This window comes from Methylomonas koyamae (assembly GCF_001644025.1).
In the GTDB taxonomy this organism is placed as follows: Bacteria; Pseudomonadota; Gammaproteobacteria; order Methylococcales; family Methylomonadaceae; genus Methylomonas; species Methylomonas koyamae_A.
Genome location: NZ_LUUK01000189.1, coordinates 19,060 through 38,610, shown reverse-complemented (window position 1 = coordinate 38,610; position 19,551 = coordinate 19,060). Strand labels below are relative to the sequence as shown.

General features: G+C 56.2%; 27 protein-coding genes. 11 read left to right on the top strand and 16 right to left on the bottom strand.

The window, feature by feature from the left end; genetic code table 11:
• Window positions 1–6: 6 nt before the first annotated feature.
• The 5 genes from A1355_RS17400 to argH form a co-directional block, all read right to left on the bottom strand.
• Window positions 7–642: a hypothetical protein gene (locus A1355_RS17400; protein WP_064030512.1), complete on the bottom strand. Its 636-nt coding sequence runs from the start codon at window positions 640–642 to the stop codon at window positions 7–9.
• 4 nt (window positions 643–646) lie between these two features.
• Entirely contained in the window at window positions 647–1,183 is a 537-nt protein-coding gene (locus tag A1355_RS17395) for a GTP-binding protein (RefSeq protein WP_064030510.1), read from the bottom strand.
• A gap of 15 nt (window positions 1,184–1,198) precedes the next feature.
• Window positions 1,199–2,374 (bottom strand): hypothetical protein, encoded by a 1,176-nt coding sequence (locus A1355_RS17390; RefSeq protein ID WP_064030508.1) that lies wholly within the window; start codon window positions 2,372–2,374, stop codon window positions 1,199–1,201.
• Complete coding sequence (locus A1355_RS17385; protein ID WP_064030506.1) at window positions 2,371–3,057, bottom strand: FimV family protein; 687 nt, start codon at window positions 3,055–3,057, stop codon at window positions 2,371–2,373. The genes A1355_RS17390 and A1355_RS17385 overlap by 4 nt, the downstream gene beginning before the upstream one ends.
• A gap of 61 nt (window positions 3,058–3,118) precedes the next feature.
• Complete coding sequence (gene argH / locus A1355_RS17380; RefSeq protein WP_064030504.1) at window positions 3,119–4,510, bottom strand: argininosuccinate lyase; 1,392 nt, start codon at window positions 4,508–4,510, stop codon at window positions 3,119–3,121.
• Window positions 4,511–4,641: 131 nt separating this feature from the next.
• Between argH and A1355_RS17375 the strand changes: the two genes are divergently transcribed.
• Entirely contained in the window at window positions 4,642–4,989 is a 348-nt protein-coding gene (locus A1355_RS17375; RefSeq protein ID WP_064030502.1) for a hypothetical protein, read from the top strand.
• A 13-nt stretch (window positions 4,990–5,002) separates the two neighbouring features.
• Here the strand turns inward: A1355_RS17375 and A1355_RS17370 are convergent, their stop codons facing one another.
• The 7 genes from A1355_RS17370 to A1355_RS17340 form a co-directional block, all read right to left on the bottom strand.
• Entirely contained in the window at window positions 5,003–5,224 is a 222-nt protein-coding gene (locus tag A1355_RS17370) for a TraR/DksA C4-type zinc finger protein (RefSeq protein WP_064030500.1), read from the bottom strand.
• Between the two features lie 42 nt (window positions 5,225–5,266).
• Entirely contained in the window at window positions 5,267–5,779 is a 513-nt protein-coding gene (locus A1355_RS17365; RefSeq protein WP_064030498.1) for a hydrogenase maturation protease, read from the bottom strand.
• Window positions 5,779–7,278: a Ni/Fe hydrogenase subunit alpha gene (locus A1355_RS17360; protein WP_064030496.1), complete on the bottom strand. Its 1,500-nt coding sequence runs from the start codon at window positions 7,276–7,278 to the stop codon at window positions 5,779–5,781. Before A1355_RS17360 ends, A1355_RS17365 begins: the two co-directional genes overlap by 1 nt.
• 77 nt (window positions 7,279–7,355) lie before the next feature.
• On the bottom strand, window positions 7,356–7,895 hold the full coding sequence (locus tag A1355_RS17355; protein WP_064030494.1) for an NADP oxidoreductase: 540 nt from the start codon (window positions 7,893–7,895) through the stop codon (window positions 7,356–7,358).
• Window positions 7,885–8,601: a 2Fe-2S iron-sulfur cluster-binding protein gene (locus A1355_RS17350; RefSeq protein ID WP_064030492.1), complete on the bottom strand. Its 717-nt coding sequence runs from the start codon at window positions 8,599–8,601 to the stop codon at window positions 7,885–7,887. The genes A1355_RS17355 and A1355_RS17350 overlap by 11 nt, the downstream gene beginning before the upstream one ends.
• Before the next feature lie 2 nt (window positions 8,602–8,603).
• Window positions 8,604–10,382, bottom strand: a complete 1,779-nt coding sequence (locus tag A1355_RS17345) for an NAD(P)H-dependent oxidoreductase subunit E (protein WP_064030490.1) — start codon at window positions 10,380–10,382, stop codon at window positions 8,604–8,606.
• A gap of 542 nt (window positions 10,383–10,924) precedes the next feature.
• Complete coding sequence (locus A1355_RS17340) at window positions 10,925–11,134, bottom strand: hypothetical protein (RefSeq protein WP_064030488.1); 210 nt, start codon at window positions 11,132–11,134, stop codon at window positions 10,925–10,927.
• Window positions 11,135–11,571: 437 nt separating this feature from the next.
• On the opposite strand from A1355_RS17340, the gene A1355_RS17335 reads away from it, so the two are divergent.
• The 4 genes from A1355_RS17335 to A1355_RS17320 are packed head-to-tail and all read left to right on the top strand — an operon-like array spanning window position 11,572 to window position 13,799.
• Complete coding sequence (locus tag A1355_RS17335; protein ID WP_064030486.1) at window positions 11,572–12,315, top strand: OmpA family protein; 744 nt, start codon at window positions 11,572–11,574, stop codon at window positions 12,313–12,315.
• Window positions 12,316–12,338: 23 nt separating this feature from the next.
• Window positions 12,339–12,887, top strand: a complete 549-nt coding sequence (locus tag A1355_RS17330) for a V4R domain-containing protein (protein WP_082885617.1) — start codon at window positions 12,339–12,341, stop codon at window positions 12,885–12,887.
• 25 nt (window positions 12,888–12,912) lie between these two features.
• Window positions 12,913–13,326, top strand: a complete 414-nt coding sequence (locus A1355_RS17325; protein ID WP_064030484.1) for a roadblock/LC7 domain-containing protein — start codon at window positions 12,913–12,915, stop codon at window positions 13,324–13,326.
• Between the two features lie 17 nt (window positions 13,327–13,343).
• A complete protein-coding gene (locus A1355_RS17320) occupies window positions 13,344–13,799 on the top strand; it encodes a roadblock/LC7 domain-containing protein (RefSeq protein WP_064030482.1) in 456 nt (151 codons plus the stop codon).
• A 13-nt stretch (window positions 13,800–13,812) separates the two neighbouring features.
• Here A1355_RS17320 and A1355_RS17315 read toward each other — a convergent pair whose 3' ends face one another.
• Window positions 13,813–14,061: a DUF2149 domain-containing protein gene (locus A1355_RS17315; protein ID WP_064030480.1), complete on the bottom strand. Its 249-nt coding sequence runs from the start codon at window positions 14,059–14,061 to the stop codon at window positions 13,813–13,815.
• A gap of 71 nt (window positions 14,062–14,132) precedes the next feature.
• Between A1355_RS17315 and A1355_RS17310 the strand changes: the two genes are divergently transcribed.
• A complete protein-coding gene (locus A1355_RS17310) occupies window positions 14,133–14,555 on the top strand; it encodes an HIT domain-containing protein (protein ID WP_064030478.1) in 423 nt (140 codons plus the stop codon).
• On the opposite strand, the gene A1355_RS17305 is transcribed toward A1355_RS17310, so the two are convergent.
• Window positions 14,544–14,951, bottom strand: coding sequence for a flagellar basal body-associated FliL family protein (locus A1355_RS17305; protein WP_064030476.1), 408 nt, complete (start codon window positions 14,949–14,951; stop codon window positions 14,544–14,546). The genes A1355_RS17310 and A1355_RS17305 overlap by 12 nt on opposite strands.
• 66 nt (window positions 14,952–15,017) lie before the next feature.
• Between A1355_RS17305 and nagZ the strand changes: the two genes are divergently transcribed.
• Genes nagZ through A1355_RS17290 form a run of 3 tightly spaced genes read left to right on the top strand, consistent with a single transcriptional unit; the run spans window position 15,018 to window position 17,303 of the window.
• Entirely contained in the window at window positions 15,018–16,034 is a 1,017-nt protein-coding gene (nagZ, locus tag A1355_RS17300; RefSeq protein ID WP_231883710.1) for a beta-N-acetylhexosaminidase, read from the top strand.
• Complete coding sequence (locus tag A1355_RS17295; protein ID WP_064030474.1) at window positions 16,018–16,572, top strand: hypoxanthine-guanine phosphoribosyltransferase; 555 nt, start codon at window positions 16,018–16,020, stop codon at window positions 16,570–16,572. Before nagZ ends, A1355_RS17295 begins: the two co-directional genes overlap by 17 nt.
• The gene (locus tag A1355_RS17290) at window positions 16,569–17,303 is read left to right on the top strand and encodes an S-methyl-5'-thioinosine phosphorylase (RefSeq protein ID WP_064030472.1); all 735 of its coding nucleotides are present in this window, start codon (window positions 16,569–16,571) and stop codon (window positions 17,301–17,303) included. The genes A1355_RS17295 and A1355_RS17290 overlap by 4 nt, the downstream gene beginning before the upstream one ends.
• Before the next feature lie 185 nt (window positions 17,304–17,488).
• Here the strand turns inward: A1355_RS17290 and A1355_RS17285 are convergent, their stop codons facing one another.
• Window positions 17,489–17,683 carry a hypothetical protein gene (locus tag A1355_RS17285; RefSeq protein ID WP_064030470.1) on the bottom strand — a complete coding sequence of 65 codons (195 nt, stop codon included), beginning with the start codon at window positions 17,681–17,683 and terminating at the stop codon, window positions 17,489–17,491.
• A 118-nt stretch (window positions 17,684–17,801) separates the two neighbouring features.
• Between A1355_RS17285 and A1355_RS17280 the strand changes: the two genes are divergently transcribed.
• Window positions 17,802–18,263 (top strand): thiosulfate oxidation carrier protein SoxY, encoded by a 462-nt coding sequence (locus A1355_RS17280; RefSeq protein ID WP_064030468.1) that lies wholly within the window; start codon window positions 17,802–17,804, stop codon window positions 18,261–18,263.
• On the top strand, window positions 18,263–18,580 hold the full coding sequence (gene soxZ, locus A1355_RS17275) for a thiosulfate oxidation carrier complex protein SoxZ (protein WP_064030551.1): 318 nt from the start codon (window positions 18,263–18,265) through the stop codon (window positions 18,578–18,580). The genes A1355_RS17280 and soxZ overlap by 1 nt, the downstream gene beginning before the upstream one ends.
• On the opposite strand, the gene A1355_RS17270 is transcribed toward soxZ, so the two are convergent.
• Complete coding sequence (locus A1355_RS17270; protein WP_269454766.1) at window positions 18,577–19,545, bottom strand: beta-ribofuranosylaminobenzene 5'-phosphate synthase family protein; 969 nt, start codon at window positions 19,543–19,545, stop codon at window positions 18,577–18,579. The genes soxZ and A1355_RS17270 overlap by 4 nt on opposite strands.
• Window positions 19,546–19,551: the final 6 nt, after the last annotated feature.

Below are 19,551 nucleotides of genomic sequence, written 5' to 3'. Positions count from 1 at the left end.
CGCCGGTCATTTCAGATAGCGAGTAATCAATGCCCACGCCAACGAGACGAACTCGGCGTGATTGAAATGCGGCACGCCGCTGATCGCCAACACAAAGCGGTGCTTGCCGACGAACATCGGCCAAAAGCCAATTTGGCTATTCCCGAACGGATCGACGATCGCCAAGGCGTGGCTGGCGATTCCCAGGTTATTAACCAGTAGACCGGACCGGCGCTTATGCACTGTCGCCAATTCCGCGCTCAGTGCCGATAACTCTTCGGCGACCTCATGCGCGAATCCGCTGCAAGCCAAGTAAAAACCTTGATCGTCGGCGAGCAAGACTTTTCCGGACTCGGCGATCAAGCCCAACATCGCCGGCAGAATATCCTCCAAAGCCCCTTGCGGCGCCGTTATCGGCGCGTCCAGACCTTGAACCCAACCAAGTTTTTGGCAATACGACAACAATTGCATGGCTTTTTCGGTTTCGTCGGTTTCCATCAAGGCCATTAAGCGACCTTCGGTCAATTCCGGCGTTTGTTCCAGCTTCAACAACTGATTCAGAAAGCGACGCGGCTTATCTTCGGCGGGACTGGCGATCGCGTAATAAGCGCCGGCGGGCGTCGGATATAAATACAAACCTTGTTTTAGTTCGTAACCGGCCATGACTTCAGCCCACCAAACCAGGATCGAGCGAGTACAACAAGGACTGGACCAACAGCGAGACATCGGCCCGCTCGCGAGCGTCGACGGCAAATACCGGCGGATTCAAACCCAAGGTTTGCAACTGTCGATGGTAGTCGTCTATCGCCGGCGTGCTGCTCAAATCCATTTGGGTGACGCCTATGGCCACGCCGGTGGTATCGATAAATTTACCGAAGGCATCCAGAAAGAATTTCATGTCTTGAAACGGATCGGCCCTGGTGTTGTCGAGCAGCAAGACCAAGCCGATACCGCCGACGGTCAGAATCTCCCACATGAAATCGAAGCGCTCTTGGCCCGGTGTTCCGTACAAGTGGATCTTTTCGCCGCCGGGTAAATTCATCACGCCGTAATCCATGGCCACGGTCGTCGATTCCTTGCGGTTCTTAGTCATATCGCTAGCGGCGGCATCGGTCTTGACCGGCGGCAGATCGCTGATCGAATGTATAGCGGTAGTCTTGCCGGCACCGACTGGGCCGGTGAATATGATTTTGTATTGACTCATCGTGGTTCCTTATCGTTATTGCTCGCCGCGCAACTTCCCAAGAATCTTGCTCAACAGACCTTGGTTTTTGGCCGGTCTTGGGGCCGGTTGGGCGACCACCGCGTCGGCTTGGCGTTCGGATTGGCGCAACAAGCCCAGCGTATGACAGGCACTGACGAACACAAAGACGTATTGCATCTTGATCCGCAGCACTTCGGCGATTTCCAACGGCGTGCGCGGTTGCTGAATCAACAAGGCCGCGATCCGCAAAGCTTCCGGGGTAATCACCAAGCGGGTAAAGTTAGGCCAGCGGTCCAGATATACCGGCTTGTAAATATCGATTCCGATCGGAAATCGGCCCTTGGAGGTCCAAATCGCCAGTTTCCAAAGAAAAGCCGACATGTCCTGATGTTTTTCAGCGTCGCGGGGCGCCGGGTCGGTCAAATCGAATACCGACAATGTCATGTTCCCCGCCGAGGCCCGGTTCAGCACCACCCCGGCGAATGCCCGCAATTGCTTGTCATCGGCATCCAACCAGATTTCCTCGGACTCGGGAAAAATCAACAACGGCTTCCAGATCGAGTTCAGCCGTAGTGCCTTATGCTGCAAGCGGGCGGTCTTGAATGCCGATTGCACAAAGCCCAGGAAATAATGTCTCGGATCAAAATACGCGGTGCGCCATTGAGCAGGGTCGTCGAAATCGATATCGGCCAATGTGCCGAGGAAGGTGCGGAACCCGCTATCGCTCAGTTGCGCCGCAGTCCGGTGTTTGCTGGATTTCAATCGCTCCGGGCGAGGTTGTCCGGACGATACCGATTCAGACGCATGCTCGGCTTCCGATCCGCGGCTGGCGGGGTGACGGAGTTTTTCGGCGACCTTTCGAGCCGCCAAAACATCCCGCACTTGCGCGAACACCGACAGCATTTGTTGAGCATTGACCGGCTTCTTAACGAAAAACGCGTTTTCAACCCGCAGGTCATAGAGCGACAACAATACTAACGGTCTACCAGGATTGGCGGCGCGCCGGGCTTTAATGATATCGGCCGCCTTGGCGTGGTCGGCATCGATCAGGTCCAGATCCGCTTCGTCTTCGTTGACGACGACCGCTACTCCGCGGCAAGGTCCTTTCAAATACATGGCCATGGTTTTGCCGGTCCGGCCGTCCATCGCGAATAACGCGGCCCGCAAGGCCGGGGGCACGTGAAGTGTCATGAGCTGATTCCGTCAAAGTAAACCGCAACTTGGCGCCAGCCGTCCACAAGAGCCACGCCGGCGTCGCTCAATGCTCGGTATTGCCGGCGAAAGCGTTCAGCATTTTTGGTAGAGCGATATAACTCCAACAGCGAGTTCTGCAAGTCCTCGCGTTCGGGTTGTTGAATCAATCCGGTTTCCAACGCCTCGATCGCCTGGCTCAATTGGCTGTACTCGATGAAATCGTTAGCCAGTGCCAGATAGTCGTATTGAGTGTCGGTTCTCCGGACCTGTTGAACCAAGTCCGAGCTTCCCAACATACCGTCGGTAAATAACGTGTAACGATTCGCCACGCGCGTACCGGGCTTGAGTAAAGCCGCCGCTTGGGCGGCACTCAATTTACCGCGACAGGCGGCGAGCAATCGGGCGCGTAACGCGGAACCGCGTCCGCCCAAGATAATCGTTAAATCGAGCAATGCGGCAAATAGCTGCTCGGATAAGTCGCTACGGTAACAGCGATAAATACGCCGCAAATGGCCAAGCAGATCGGCGGGTTGTTTGCGGACCGCGAAGACCAGGACATTCAAGGCCTGCTCGCCGTCCGGATCGATGCCAAACGCCGCCAAGCGAGCATCGGACCAGAACTCGGACTCCGCCGCTATGACCGTCCGAGCGGTTTCTAAACCAAAATCGCTTTGAAGCATTGCCACCCTCCGAACCAAGACCGTTCGAAAGGGTAGCAGCGAATCAGATAATTACCGCGATTTAACTAAGGATTTGCCGGCGCGCGTCACAAATTGCCTGACGCACCGTCTCCGGTGCCGTACCGCCAATATGCTTGCGCAAAGCCACCGACCCTTCTAAGCCGAGGATATCGAACACATCTTCCGCAATGGTTGCCGAGAAACTTTGCAATTCGGTCAGGGTTAATTCCGACAAATCCCGACCGGTCCGCAAACCCAGGCGAACCGCCAAACCGACCACTTCGTGCGCATCGCGGAACGCCATGCCCTTACGGACCAAGTAGTCGGCTAAATCGGTCGCAGTCGCAAACCCGCGTTTGGCGGACTGATACATGTTTTCACGCTTGGCCTGGACGCGCGGCATCATGTCGGCAAAAGCCCGTAGACTGTTGACGACGGTATCGACGGTATCGAATAACGGCTCCTTGTCTTCCTGATTGTCCTTGTTGTAGGCCAGGGGTTGGCTTTTCATCAACATCAGCAAGGCCATTAAATGCCCGGCCACCCGGCCGGACTTGCCGCGCACCAACTCCGGTACGTCCGGGTTTTTCTTCTGCGGCATGATCGACGACCCCGTGCAAAAGGCGTCCGGAATATCGATGAAGTCGAACTGAGCACTAGCCCAAAGTACCAGCTCTTCGGAAAACCTGGACAAATGCAACATCACTAGGCTGGCGGCGGCGGTAAACTCGATCGCGAAATCGCGATCGCTAACCGAATCCAGCGAATTGTTGGACGGCCGGGAAAAACCCAGTAATTCCGCAGTCAAGAAACGATCCAGCGGATAACTGGTACCGGCCAGCGCCGCCGCTCCCAGCGGCATCACATTGATGCGCTTGCGGCAATCCTGGAAGCGCTCGGCGTCGCGGCTCAGCATCTCGAACCAGGCCATCAAATGGTGGCCGAAGGTCACTGGCTGGGCCACCTGCAAATGGGTGAAACCGGGCATGATCGTCGCGGCCTCACGTTCTGCCAGATCCAGCAACGCGGTTTGCAGACGCCGCAATTGCCCCAGAATGACGTCGACTTCGTCGCGCAAATACAAACGAATGTCGGTGGCGACCTGATCGTTACGCGAACGTCCGGTGTGCAGTTTTTTGCCGGCGATACCGATCAGGTCGGTCAAGCGCGCTTCGATATTCATGTGAACATCTTCCTGCTTTATCGACCAGACGAACTCGCCGCGTTCGATTTCACCGCGAATTTGCGCCAGCCCACTACGGATGTCGGCCAGCTCCTGTTCGGTCAAAATCCCAATCTTATGGAGCATCGTCGCGTGCGCCAACGAACCCTGAATATCCTGCAGGGCCATGCGTTGATCGAAACCGACCGAGGCGGTGAATTCCTCGACGAAGGCGTCGGTGGCTTCGGCGAAGCGGGCGCTGGAGAGTTTTTCGGAGTTTACATTTGACATAGGCAACGGTCGCAAGCGGCAAAAAACGCCGATTATACCGTCGACGACCGGAATCAAGATTAGGATTTGCGATATTCAGCCGGCCCTGCTTCGGGCATAATCGGCTAAAACCGACACTCAGGAGATCAACAATGACATTCAAATCAGCCATGTTGGCCGGTGCGTTAACCCTACTCGTCGGTTGCGGCCACGGTTACGAAGGCGAATACCGGGCCGAAGGCGGCTCGGAAAACCAGTTCATCGACGCCGTCGCGAAAATCATTGGCGACCAAACCTTGGTCATTGGCAAAAACTACCTGGATTCCAACGGCGAACGCACCGAATTCGCCGAAATTTTCGTTCGCGAATCAGGCAGTCAGTCGTATTTGGTATTCAAGAAAGCCGACGGCTCGGAAGATGCCTGGAAAATCGTCGACCAAGACACATTGGAACGTGGCGGCGGCTTGGTATCGATCAGGATGAAACGGGTTAAATCCTGAGATGATCACCAATTCAGATTTTACCGCTACGTTCCAATTTGGTCTGGCAGGGCAAACAATAACGACAGGCAATCGCGCTCCGGCGCGCCTCGGGGATGGGTTCGCCGCATTCGTCGCAATGCGTCGCCGACTCCCCGGCATACATCGAGCGGCGAGTTTGTTCGACGAATAATTCAGTCATTTGATCCAAGCGTTCGACAATGGCGTCGGTACCGCCGGCCCATGCGGTGGACATACGGGTAATCCTGTGAAAAATTGGAAAAGTCGCTGGCGCCGCTCAAGCCGGAACGGGGAGGTCTAAAGACGGAACGGCTTTGATGGCGGCGGCTAATATATCCTCCGCCGACCCGCTCAGCAAGCGACAGGCGAATTCGACAGCCAGCGCCAGGTTTTGCGCGGCGTCAGGGCTGAGCACCTCGCCGAGCTCGAACGACAAGCCGGCGATGCCCAATAAGAAAGCTGGCGGCGGCTCGCCGTACAGCGCTTGATAAACGTCCAGCAAGGCCGCCGGACTCATCGCATGGCTGGTGTAACTCCGGTCGCGTAGCGGCGCCAGCCGGCCGAATTGGTAGGGCGCCAGAACCTTGACCGACGCATCGACGAATATCGCCACACGCCGCCCCTGTAAATCCAGCGCGTGCTCGATTTGCAACTGAAAATCGACGATGAATTCGACGGTGTTGGTGCCGACTTGGTTTTCCAGAGCCTCCAATAGTAGAGGTCCGAGGGCATCGTCACCTCGGCTCGGGTTGCCGTAAGCAAACACCAGAACTGGTTTGAGCGCCGTCATCAGGCCAAACCGTGCTCGAATTCACCGTCACTATGCCGAATCAACCGATCAATCACTTGGCCTTCGGCATCCACCAATTCGAGTTGCAACGGCATTTTGCCAACCGCATGGGTGGCGCAAGACAAGCAAGGATCGTAGGCGCGTATCGCCACTTCCAGACTGTTCAGCAACGGCTCGGTCAACTCGCGCCCGGACAGGTATTCAGCCGCGACCTGACGTACCGACTCGTTCATGCCCATATTGTTACTGGTCGTCGAAACGATCAAGTTAGCCTTGGTGACGATGTCGTTGTCATCGATCTGATAGTGGTGAAACAGGGTACCGCGCGGCGCTTCGATCACGCCGATACCTTCGTAACGCTTTTCGCCTTGAACCAGCAAATGACTACTCATCACGTCGGAATCGCGCAACAAAATCTTAATACCTTCGGCGCAATGCAATAATTCGATCAACCGCGCCCAATGGAAAGCCAAGGTGCTGTGCACCATGGCCTCCCCACCGTGTTGCTTGAACTCGACCCGCGCTGCTTCGGCCAGCGGCGTATCGATGAAATCGCAGTTGTTGACCCGAGCCAAGGGTCCCACCCGATACCAACCGTCGGCCTTGCCCAATGCGGTCAGATACGGGAATTTCATGTAACTCCAGGAGCGCACCTCTTCATGGATCAAATCGGTGTAAGCGCAATAATCGTAGTGGTCGACTATCGTCGCGCCGCTGTCGGTTTTAGCGCGAATCCCACCGTGATAAAGCTCCATCGCACCGTTCGGCTTGATCAAGCCCAGATAATTGCTGCGTATCGTCGCAAACTCGTCGTAATACGGCAGGTTGGCGGTATGCACCGATTTGATCAAGGCCACCGCCGATTCGGCCCAAGCCAGCACCTGATCGATATCCTGCAACAAATAATCCCGCTCGTCTCGGCTCAAAGCCTTGTTCATGCCGCCGGGTATCGCGCCGGTACCGTGCACCCTTTTTCCGGACACCATCCGTATGACTTCCTGACCGTACTTGCGCAGCTTCACGCCTTGCAGACCGATCTCGGGGTATTCCGCCAGCACCGCGATGACGTTGCGCTTGGCGATGTCGCTATCGAAACCAAACAGCAAGTCCGGGCTGGAAAGATGAAAAAAGTGCAGAGCATGAGATTGTAAAACCTGACCGAAATGCAGCAGACGGCGCAATTTGTCGGCGGCCGGCGTTAAGTCGGCAGGATCGACACCCACCAATTGATCGATGGCCTTGGCCGCCGCCAGATGGTGACTAACCGGGCAAATGCCGCAGAGCCGTTGCACCAACACCGGCAACTCCCAATACGGCCGGCCCTGAATGAATTTTTCGAAGCCGCGAAATTCGACGATGTGCAGCCGGGCTTGCTGGACCCGATTCTCGGCGTCCAGCAACAACGTAACTTTTCCATGACCCTCGACGCGAGAGACGGGATCGACCACGACCCGTTTCAAGCCGGTGGGATTGACGGCGGTTTCAAGATGCTCGTACATAAATATTCTCTCTTTAACGGGACGGCGGGCCGCGCTCGACGTCATTTACTCGGACCGACGCCAAACGGGCGCGCCGCTCAATCGTAATGCACCAATTCGTAAGGCAGGCTGGGTTCGCGGCCCTCGACCAACGCGGTCAGAAAGGTCCAGAACACGTCGGCGGACGGCGGGCAACCGGGCAGGAAATAGTCGATTTTGACAATTTCGTGGATTGGGTGCACCTGGTTCAGTAACAACGGCAATTCCGGATCGCTGGGAATTTGCGGATTTTCAACGCCGATGCCGTCTCGATACGCTTCCAGCAAACAATCTTCCAGATCGATGTGGTTGCGCATCGCCGGTAAGCCGCCGTTGATCGCACAAGCGCCAACCGCCACCAGGATCTTGCAGTTCTTCCGAAATTCGCGCAATACATGCACGTTTTCCGAATTGCAGACGCCGCCTTCGATCAAACCGATGTCGCAGGGACCGCAGTGCTCGATGTCGGTGATCGGCGAACGGTCGAATTCGGCGACTTCGGCCAAGGTCAACAGGCGTTCGTCGATGTCCAGAAACGACATGTGGCAACCGAAGCAACCCGCCAACGAGGTGGTCGCGACCTTAATTTTATTGCTCATGACTTCCCTCCGCGAACAGCGCCACTTCGCTGATTTGGCGATGATCGTAAATACGTTGCCCGATGGGGACTTGATAACCGGTGCGCTTGATCAACAACGCCCCGGTCGGGCACACGTGCACCGCGCTGTCGTCGATGCTGACGTCACTGTCCTTCAACAGCCCGCTGACCGAATTGACAACCAAACGCTTATTGATGCCGCGACCGGCGATCGCAAACACGTTTTTGCCGTCTTTTTCCTTACTCGCCCGCACGCAGAGATTGCAAAAAATGCACCGGTTGTGATCGATCAAAATGTTCGGATGCGAAGCATCCATTTCCCGGTGCGCGAAAAAGTGCGGGAAGTGGTTGTCCGTCATATTCAAATAGTAAGCGACGCCCTGTAATTGGCAGTTACCGGTTTTCTCGCAAGACGGACACAGGTGGTTGCCCTCGACGAACAGCATCTGCGTGATGCGGCGGCGGTCTTGCTGCAGCTCGGCGCTATTGTTTATCACGGTTTGGCCGTCAACGGCCGGAAAGGTGCAAGCCGAGCAGTTCCGACCGTTGACGTTGACCGTGCATAATTTGCAACTGCCGTGGGGCGTGTAGCCGGGCTTGTGGCAGAGATGCGGAATGTAGATGCCAGCCGCGGTGGCGGCTTCGATGATGGTTTGTCCTGCTTGGAACGGGACGATTTGCCCGTCGATGGTGATGGTACCTGTCATGCTCAATCCTCCAGTTGCGACAAATGCGCGGCCGCGTCGTCGCGATGCGCCATGCGGCGGGCAATCGCCAACGCGCCGTCCAAATCGAACCCAGGTTCGTAACTGATCTGCTTCAATTGTTTTTCGTAGACGTCGGGGTAGCGCTCCAATGTGCTCAAGATCGGGTTGGCCGCGGTTTGTCCCAGGCCACAATGGCTGTGGTGTTTCACTAACTGACAAAGATTTTCCAGCTCGACGATATCGCCGGCCGAACCATGACCGTCGACGATTTTATCCAACTGCTTTTTCAACAACGAGGTCCCAACCCGGCATGGCGTGCAAAATCCGCAACTCTCGTGGGCGAAGAAATGGGTGAAATTTTGAACGATCCTTAGGATGTCCCGACTGCAGTTAAAGACAATGAAGGAACCGCCGGTGGCTAGATCTTCAAAGGCTAAGGCCCGGTCCAGTTCCCGATTGGAAATGAACGTACCCGATGGTCCGCCGATCTGAACTCCCAATACTTCAACGGCGCCGCAGTCTTCCAGCACCTGGCGAATACGAGTACCGAACGGGTACTCGTAGATGCCCGGCCGTGCACAATCGCCGCTAATGCTGAGAATCTTGGTGCCGGCGGATTTTTCGGTTCCGACCGCGGCAAACCAAGCGCCGCCGCGTACGGCTATGTGAGCGGCGGCCAAAAAGGTTTCGACGTTATTGACGATCGTCGGTTTATTCAAATAGCCGCTGGTCACCGGATAAGGCGGCCGATTGCGGGGTATGCCGGGCTTACCTTCCAACGATTCGATCAGCGCCGATTCCTCGCCACAAATATACGCGCCAGCGCCGAGACGGATTTCGATATCGAAGTTCAATCCCAGGCCGAGGATATTCTCGCCCAGCAAGCCGGCGGCGCGGCGCTCGGTCAATACCCCCTGCAATTGTTCGTGCAGATGCAAATATTCGCCACGCAGGTACAAAAACCCTTGTTGGGCGCCAATCAGCGCTGCCGCCAGCGTCATACCTTCGAAAACTTGACCGGCATAGCTGTTTAGCAACACCCGGTCTTTGAAGGTACCGGGCTCTCCCTCGTCGGCGTTGCAGACCACGAAACGGGTGTCGGCCGGCTCATCGGCGCAAAACCGCCATTTCACCGCCGTTTTGAAGCCCGCGCCACCGCGGCCGCGCAGACCGGAGCGGTCGAGTTCCTCCAACGTTTCCGGCAGACCGCGCTCAAACGCCGCCCGCAACGCATCGCCAGCGACCAAGGGTTCGCTAAGCAATAGGCCAGGTCTATGAATGTTATCGGCGACCGCAAACAATGTCGCCGGCCACTGCGACAGCGGCGTTTGCTGATTCACCAACTCGACGATTTCCTCGAGCCGAGCTATATCCAGGCTCGTTAAAGCCAATCCGTTGACCAAGCCGGCCGGCCCTTGATCGCACATACCGGTACACGAAGTACGATTTAAACTCACCAAGCCATCCGCCCGGACCTGACCGACCTGAACCGCCAAACGCTCGGCAAGATAATCCAACACAAACTGGTTACCCAACATCCGATCGGTGATCGAATCGCTGATTAACAAGTCATAACGACCTTGCGGGGTCATATGCAAGAAGCTGTAAAACTCGACGACACCGAGAATTTGCGTACGCGGAATAGACAAGCCTTCCGCCAGCAATTCGATGGCTTCCTCGGGAATATGCTGGTAGCGGGCTTGGACGGCTCTTAGGATTTGCAGCAGATTAACCGCTTGAGCATCGGCTTCCGCCAGCACGGTCTGAATAAACGTCTTCATCGTTTCGCACCGTTTGGTTGAGCAAGAAATTTAGCAACTGCCCGGAAAACGCCAGGACCAAGGCTTTCGAAACATGAAACTACCTGGCGAAACTAAGCAATCAATCTGCGTTAATACTAGACAATTTGTGAGGACTATTCGGCAAATTTTTCAAAACGACCGGCGTTTTACTCCAAAACGTCCCGCAAACCCAAGTAAACCCATCGGTCTCGACCTTTCAAGGAGCTCACCAATCCAATTTGATCAGGCCAGGGACACCAGCATACGAAATCTACCGAGCGGCAAGGGTATTTTCATCTGAAATTCGACAAGCCGTTAACCGGCTTCGGTGGATTGACTTACGGAACGCCGAACAACACAAAGCTGACCTGCCGCCCCCTAGGTCGGCCAGGCCAGACGTAAATTGGTGCGAACTTGACGTGCCAAACCATTCGTCACAAATCCGGTCCAAAAAAACCGGGCGAACTGCAAAGTAACAAACAGTGGGAGAACTGCTCCGGATCCCGGAGCGAAGCACTAAAACATCAACACTAAGGCCGCTGTTACAGCAAATCCTTAACGCATTGCCGAGCGAAGGTTCGAATCGGCATGGATTCGCTTAAATATTGGTTGTACAAACTGTTGATCGCCAACGGGTTTAGATACACGTAGACACCGCATCCGGTCATCGACACAAATTGATGACTTAGCATTTCGATGAAATCAGTCCGGGTATCGCCAAACTCGAGATTATCGTTTGAAAAAGTTTCCATGACATTCACCCCTGGGTTTATAGAATTCCTTGAATATCCAGCAGATGTCGCGCCAAGTATTTCATCATTTCCATTCAACAAGTTAGAATCCATGGTCATGCTATGCGCCGCGTTGTCGGACATGTTTGTCAGTTTCGAGTCAGTATTGTCAGCGCGAACAGGTAGCGGCAACTCGGTTTGGATTGGCGCTACGATGCCGCGACTAGATTTCGGCGATCAGTCTACAAGGCCATTATGACAAACCGATTTCAACCGGATCCTTATGATTCCTGGCAAGCCGATGGAAATGACGATCTTACAATGCCTCTCCCCGATTTGCCTGCGCGGCGGACGCCAAGCCCAACACCTGCCGATATACCTCGATTCCACAAACACGAATTCCGGGAGTACAATCAAAAAAACTGAGTCTTGGTTGTGATTCACATCAAGGAAATTGTATGAAAAAACATCGATCACTCGATCTCGACGGCTTGGACGGCATTCTTCGTCCCGCCGCCGAATCGCGCCCGCCGGCGAGCCGGACCTGGGTCGTTTGGAGCTTGCTGTTGTTAGTGATCGCGGCAATCGGCGTGTACTGGATACGCAACCATCCGCTGCCGAAGTTGGAATGGCCGCAGACGCCAGACCGTTCCAGCAATGCCGCTCCGGCTCAACCTGTTCCGCCCCCTCCGCCAACCGAGCAGGCGGAAGTCGTTGCCAAGCAGCAGCCGACCAATGACGCCGCGCCAACGGCACCGGCGGCGAGCAAGACGGAATCGGTCGCCGCCTCACCAGCCCCGGTCGCCGAAGCGCAAACCGAGCTAAAGCTGCCAACCGAACCCACCGCCGCCGGCCCGGCGCCAGCCAACACCGATCCTGTTTACACGGTGTATTTCAAGTTCAATTCCACTAAGCCGATTCGGCTGTCCGGGGCCGAGAAAAACCGTCTGCTCGAACAAGTCAAACAATGCGGCCAGGGTATCCGAATCGTCGGGCATACCTGCAATCTGGGCAACGACGCGTCCAACCGCCAACTCGGCCAAGCGCGCGCGGAAGCCCTACAAAAGTGGCTGACCGCACAAGGTATTGCCGCGCCCATCGAAACCGCCACGGAAGGTTGGAACAGACCGGCGGCTTCCAACGACACGCCGGACGGCCAAAAGTTGAACCGGCGCGCCGAAGTACACTGTTTGACGCCCTAAACGCACCCCCAAGAGGACAAGGCATGCTAACCAATAACAAAACCGACTACCAACTGGCGCAACAACAAATTCTCGAGGGTATTTTGTCCGGGGAATTCGGCATCGAAAACCGCAACGATCTCGGTCCGCTCATCCCGATTCGCCTGTTTCAGGTGTTGCGGATGGTGGCACTGGGCTCCAACGTCGAGGACATCCTCGGCCAGGGCGCACCGTCGCTGGTATACCACTCCGGACAAAGCCTCGGCAGTACGCTGGGCCAAATCGTCGCGGCCAACGTCGACAAGGATCTGGAAACCTATGTCGGCAAGATCCAGCAATTGTGCCGGCAACTTTGCATCGGCTTGGTGGTGCCCGACAAGGTCGATCTATCCAGTGGATTGTTGGAATTGCGGGTGGACGAATGCGTCTCCTGCGCCGGCATCCATAACGTGGCGGCGCCGATTTGCCATTTCGAGGCCGGCATGGTCGGCGGCATCGTCAAGGCATTTTTCAAGCGCAACGTCAAAGCCACCGAAACCAAGTGCAACGCCCTGGGCGACAAAACCTGCCTGATCCGGGTCGACCTACTGTAATTATGACGACACATTGGAGCGTATCATGAACAGCAACATCCACGCTTTGGAGCCCAGAGCCTCGCAATCGGCGGAAATCGAATCGATTCTGCGGAATTTGATGAGCATACAGGGAGTTTCCGCTGCGGCCATCGTCGACAGCGACGGATTCGTCACCCACATCCACCGCGATTACGAGATCAATACCGACGCCATCGGCGCCTCGGTGCAAGTGGTATTCGGCGCCGCGTCCAAAGCCGCCGGACATGTCGGCCATCATCAAACCCAAATGGTGATCTGCGAAAACGCCGAGGGCTATATTCTGTCGACGCCGATCGAAGCCGGTTTCATGCTGGCGTTGGTGACCAAACGCGACGCTTTGTTGGGCAGGGTCCGCTTCGAACTGAAGGAAACCGTGCCGATGCTGAAAAAACTGTTTTCCAGCTACCTATTCAAATAACCCGACGCACCTCAGCCATGCATTGGTTCGAATCGCAACTCGCCGAGCTCGATCGCTTGGCGGCGGCCTACTCGGCGGCCCAACTCCAGCCCTCGGACGATCTGGTAGGTACCAGCGCCTCCCTGCGCACCAAGCGAGGCGAATTCATCGGGGCACTGCAAACACTGGTCGATGGCGTGGTGCGGATCAAAGGCATCGACGCCTGCGCCGCTTACCACGAGGGCTTGATTCTGGCCAGTGCCGGTCAACTGCCGCACGCCGACGCACTGGGCGCGTTGATCGAAGACAGCATCGGCGTCGCCCGCGACAGTTCGACGATTTTAAAGTTGGGCGACATCGAGCAACTGGTCATCGTCGGCTCGGCCAGCAAAGTGGCAGTGCTCAATATCGGCCCGGTCGTGCTATGTATCGCTTGCCCCAAGACCACCAACCTGGCCGCCGCCCTCAGTGAACCGGTAAAGGCCAAGCGCTAAAGTGCCGCCAAACTTACGGACCGGCCTGCTTGTCCTCGGGTACGTAGACGAATGAACCGTCGTCTTTTAGTCGATAGGTCACGCCGGCTTTCATACCCTCGCCCTGACCGATTTTGCCGGTCGATTGGTATTTCTCCATTTTCTCGCCGTCCTTGATCATCATTTCCCTATTCGCTTCACCCGGATTCTTAACGACAATCACCTTGTCGCTGTTAAACGGATTCAGTGGGATTTCCGGCATGGGAAATGTCTTGGCTTTCATTGACCTATCGCTAGCCGTTATCATGGTGAAGTCTGAAAACCGTCCGTCAATCATCTTTAGTCGAGAAGCCCATGTCCTCGTTCCACCTCCACCCGCAATTGCGACAAGATTGCCACGAAGTCGGCCGGTTCGAGCTGGGCCTGCTGCTGATGATGAACGACAGCGCCTATCCCTGGTTTATTTTGGTACCGCAACGCGGCGGCTTGACTGAGTTATATCAACTGAACGATCGGGACCGGTCTTTGTGGCTAGCGGAGTCTTGCCTATTGGCGGAAACGATGACGGCGATGTTTCGGCCCGACAAACTCAACGTCGCGGCGATCGGCAATCTGGTACCGCAACTGCATATTCATCATATCGCCCGCTATCGGACCGATCCGGCCTGGCCGGCGCCCGTCTGGGGGAAGTTTCCGCCGCAACCCTATGCCGGCGATCAGGCGGAACGGCGCATCGAGCAAATGCGCCAAGCTTTGCGAGCACAGTTACTGGATTAGGAATTCGGAGAAGAACACGTCGCGGAAGCCATCCGGATTTTGAATTTTCGTCAACAAACCGGTGATCATTTCCTTGGTTTTCAAACGCAGACCTTCGCGTTGTTCCATCGTTTGCAAGTCGGCGGCATGCAAGCCACTCAACATCATAATCATTTCATGGCGCAGCAACGGCATGTGTTTTTTGATTTTTTCGACCGGCTCGGCCCCTTCCACCAGCAACTGCACGTTCAACAACAGGTATTTTTTCGGCTCGGCCAGATTGACGGTAAAGGCCGGCTTCATCTCCAAATACTCGATGACCGGGCCGGCGCTTTCATCGGCTTTTTTTTCGCCGGAGTTGGCGGCGGACAAACCGGGTAACAGCAACAAACTGATCAACAAAACCAAAGTACGCACGGGGATTCCTCATATAATGTCGGGTTCAAGCTCCAGAAGTATATTCCAATTTAGACATTTATCACCATGAAACCACAAGCCATCGGTCCGGTCATGATAGACATCGACGGGCTCAGCCTGACGGCGGCGGATCGGGAAAAAATCGCCCATCCCAATACCGGCGCGTTGATATTGTTCGCTCGCAATTTCGATCATCCGGCGCAAGTCGAGGCATTGATTGCCGACATACGCAAGGCACGTAGCGGCGACATTTTAATTGCCGTCGATCAGGAAGGCGGCCGAGTTCAGCGCTTTCAGAACGGATTTACCCGCTTACCCGCGGCGGCCAAGTACGCCGACAAACCGGAATTGGCTGAAGCAGCCGGTTGGTTGATGGCCGCCGAATTGCTCGCCATCGACGTAGACTTCAGCTTCGCGCCGGTGCTGGATGTCGATCGCGGCGTCAGCGAAATCATCGGCAATCGTTCGTTTTCCGGCGATCCGACCCTAGCGGCCCAACTGGCAGGAGCCTTCCGTACAGGCATGCGCGCGGCCGGCATGGCCGCGACCGGCAAGCATTTTCCCGGCCACGGCGCCGTCGCGCTAGACTCGCACTTGACCTTGCCGATCGACGATCGCGATCCGGCAAGCATACGCGCCGAGGATTTGGTGCCGTTTAAAGCGTTGATCGAACAAGGGCTGGAAGCCGTGATGCCGGCCCATGTGGTGTATCCGCGCATCGACCGCTTGCCGGCGGGTTTTTCCGGCGTTTGGCTGCAAGACATATTGCGCGGCGAGCTGGGTTTTAACGGTGCGATATTTAGCGACGATTTGAGCATGAACGGCGCCGCCGGTATCGGAGACTACTCCGATCGGGCGCGTTTAGCGCTGGAAGCCGGCTGCGACATGGTGTTGGTATGCAACAATTCGGCGGCGGCCGAGCAAGTCTTAGACGATCTGCCGGTTCGCGAACGCCGTGCCGGCGAAGCGCGTTTGCAAGCCATGCGCGGCCAGCCCAAATTCACCCGAGAACAGCTGCAACAACTGCCGAAATGGCAACAAATTTCCAAACAACTCCAAGAGCTTTATGAATCCCCTGCTTGAAGAAATCGATCAAGTCCAACGGCACGCGCGACAACTGCACGCCGCCGCCGAAGTCGAGTCCGCACTGGACTTGATGGCCGCCAACATCAGCGCCGCGCTGCGAGACCGCAATCCGCTGCTATTGTGCGTGATTAACGGCGGCATCATCGCCACCGGCAAACTGTTGCCGCGCCTGGACTTTCCGCTGATGTTGGACAGCATCCACGCTAGCCGCTACCGGAACGCCACCTCCGGCAGCGAGATTCACTGGCTGTTTACGCCGACCACGCCGTTGGCGGGACGGACGGTGCTAGTAATTGACGACATCCTCGACGAAGGCCATACCTTGCGCGCCATCGTCGATTACTGCCAACAGCAAGGCGCCGAAGCCGTTTACACGGCGGCGCTTTTTGACAAACAACTCGATGAGCCCAAACCGATCGCATTGGATTTTGTCGGTTTGAACGTGGAAAACCATTATTTATTCGGCTACGGCATGGATTACAAGGGTTATCTCAGAAACGCCGCAGGCGTCTATGCCTGCAAGGAAGTATTATGACCTTGGCTATTATCGGCGGCACCGGCCTGACCCAAATCCCGGACCTGCTTATCACCGGCGAACAAAGCCTCGATACGCCGTTCGGCGCGCCGTCGGCCGCTTACGTATTCGGCGAGCTCGACGGCCGTAAACTGGTGTTTTTAGCCCGGCATGGCAACCCACATCGAATACCGCCGCATAAAATCAACTATCGGGCGAATATCTGGGGCTTGCAAGCCTTGGGCGTGACCGAAATTATCGCGGTCGCGGCGGTTGGCGGCATTGGCCGCGAGATGGCACCGGCGGTCATCGCGATTCCCGATCAATTGATCGATTACAGCTACGGGCGAGAACATACCTACTTCGCCGACGATCTGGAACAAGTCACCCACATCGATTTCAGCGAACCCTACTCACCAGCCTTACGGGCTCGTATCGTCGCCGCCGCCGAACAAGCCGGCATCGCCACCGTAAACCACGGCATTTACGGCTGCACGCAAGGACCTCGTCTGGAAACGCCGGCGGAAATCAAACGCATGGCGAACGACGGCTGCGATTTGGTGGGTATGACCGGCATGCCGGAGGCAGCGCTGGCTCGAGAGTTGGGCATCGCTTACGCTAATGTTTCGGTGGTTGCCAATTGGGCGGCTGGCGTCGTCGCCGGCGAAATCACGATGGCGGAAATCGAAAAAAACCTGCACCAAGGCATGAATCAGGCGATCATGTTGCTAACAGCCGTGGCGCAGGCTTGAGGTAGGCAGAAACATATTCGGGAAGGGTTTTGCCGAAGCCCGGACACCTCGGCAAAACCCCAATTGAAAGAAACCACGGTTTCTTTTTTATAGCGGGACCTAACGCAGTTTCCCTGTCACCGCCGCAAACCCACAAGTGGATAGGAGAATGCAGTTCGCGACGTCTCCATTAAATCGTAACGGCCTTATTTGGTCAGACCGTTTTTGTGCAGCACATCCGAACGATAAGCAGAGTTGGACGAATCTTCGGCGATGTTTTTAGCGGCGGTAGCGTATTTATCGTGCTCCGCGTTTTTCACCATGAAAACCGCACCAGCGACCATAACGACGGCCAGAGCGATGTAGAGCCAAAAATTGTCTTTTTCTTGAACTTCATTCATTTTGTACCTTCCTGTATGTTGTTGTAGATGGTGCTGAAACAATTTCAACGGTGCTAACGATAACAAACCGAAATCGAAAAATTTTGATATACATCAAAAAAAGCAAGGTTATTTGGGCATGACTTATGACCGCCGCACTTTCCTGACAACATTCGGCCTAAGCCTGAGCGCTTGCGCGCTCACAACCGACATCAAGCCCGCCCTAGCCGACTCGGCGGCCGGATCGTCGCCGACCAAGACCCGGCTGGAAGAGATCTTGGCGATATTGTCCGATACCGGAATCCAAGATACCCCAACGTTGGAATTGACCTTACCGGCCGTTGCCGAAAACGGCGCTTTCGTGCCGATCACCGTCGCCAGCTCTTTGGAAGAGATTGAGCGGTTCGTCATCTATGTGGCTCACAATCCCAACCCACTGGTCGCCGAAATCGAACTCTCGCCGACGGCCTTGGCCTTCGTGAGTACGCAAATCAAGATGGCGGGGTCCGGAGAGGTGGTGGTCCTGGCCAAGCGCGGCGCGGCTTGGCTACGCAATCGGCGTAGTGTGGAAGTCAGCGTGGGCGGATGCGGAACCGGCTGATGAGTACGATTAAAATTAGAAGTCGAGCGCTGGCGGGATTTTGGGAAATTCGGATTTTGAATCAACATCCGATGGAAAACGGCCGTAACCGCGACACCGATGGCGCACTCATTCCGGCTCACTATATTCAAACCCTGACCTTGACTTTAAACGGCACGCCGACCCTTTCGGTCAACATGGCCGGCAGCGTTTCCAAGAATCCGTTTTTCGTATTTCGGCTGCGTGCTAGTGTCGGTGATCGAATCAGCGTGATGTGGTTGGACAACCTCGGCAATCAAGACCGGATAGAACACCAACTCGTCGAACGCGACGACTAAGCAAGCTCGTCGGAAATCAAGCAGGCCGGCTGGTTGCGCGCACTGGCTACTAAGAAGCTAAGCGGCGATTGAGCGAACTGCGACTCCAGGGCTTGAACCAACTCGGCGGCTCGCCGAGGGGACTCGACCGCGCAGAAACCGGTCGGCCCCCAGGACGTCTGGCCGATCGCCACGGCGCCGGCCTTCTCCAACATCGTCATCGCCGCCGCCACGTCCGGGCTGGTGAAAATTCCACCCTGCACCGGCGCGAAATGCTCGCCGACCGCCCGTTGCAACTCGGTAATCACCGCGCCGAACCTCGGCAAATCTTGTTCCGCCAACGCCGGCAGGCCCTGCATCAACAACAAATAACACAATCGCTCGGCACTGGCTTGCGGAAACGGCGGCAGCCGGCTGAACGCGCTAATCTCCTGTTCGCCGTGCAAACCTTGACCACGCTGATCGAACACCAGGATAAACCGCCAATGGTCCGGAATCGGCATTTGCGCTATCAGCGGCGGCGTTTTGGTCTCAGGACCGCGGCCGCCATCGACAACCAAACCGCCTTTTTCGAAAATCCCGATACCTATTCCGGAGCGGGCGCCGCGTTCGGACAGCAACGCAATATCGCGTACCGTCAAACCCAGACCGTAAAATCGGCTTAACGCGGCGCCGACCGCCAGCGACATCTGCGTGCCGGAGCCCAAGCCGATATGCTCCGGAATCACGGTTTCCAACGCCAGCCGCAGCCGATCGGAAACCCCCAAACGCGCGCACAATTGTCCAAGACAACGGCCGGCCCGCTCGGTCTCCGGGCCGACGACGGTCAGCGTCTCGGCGGCGCTCAGCGTCAAGCGAGTGTTGATTTCCTCTACCGCCAAACCGATGCTGCCGAAATGCCGCCCCAAACCACCGCTCAAATCGATGAAGCCCATGTGTAATCGGGCTGGCGCCACCACCGTGACCGTTTCGAACTGCGCTTTCACCACCGG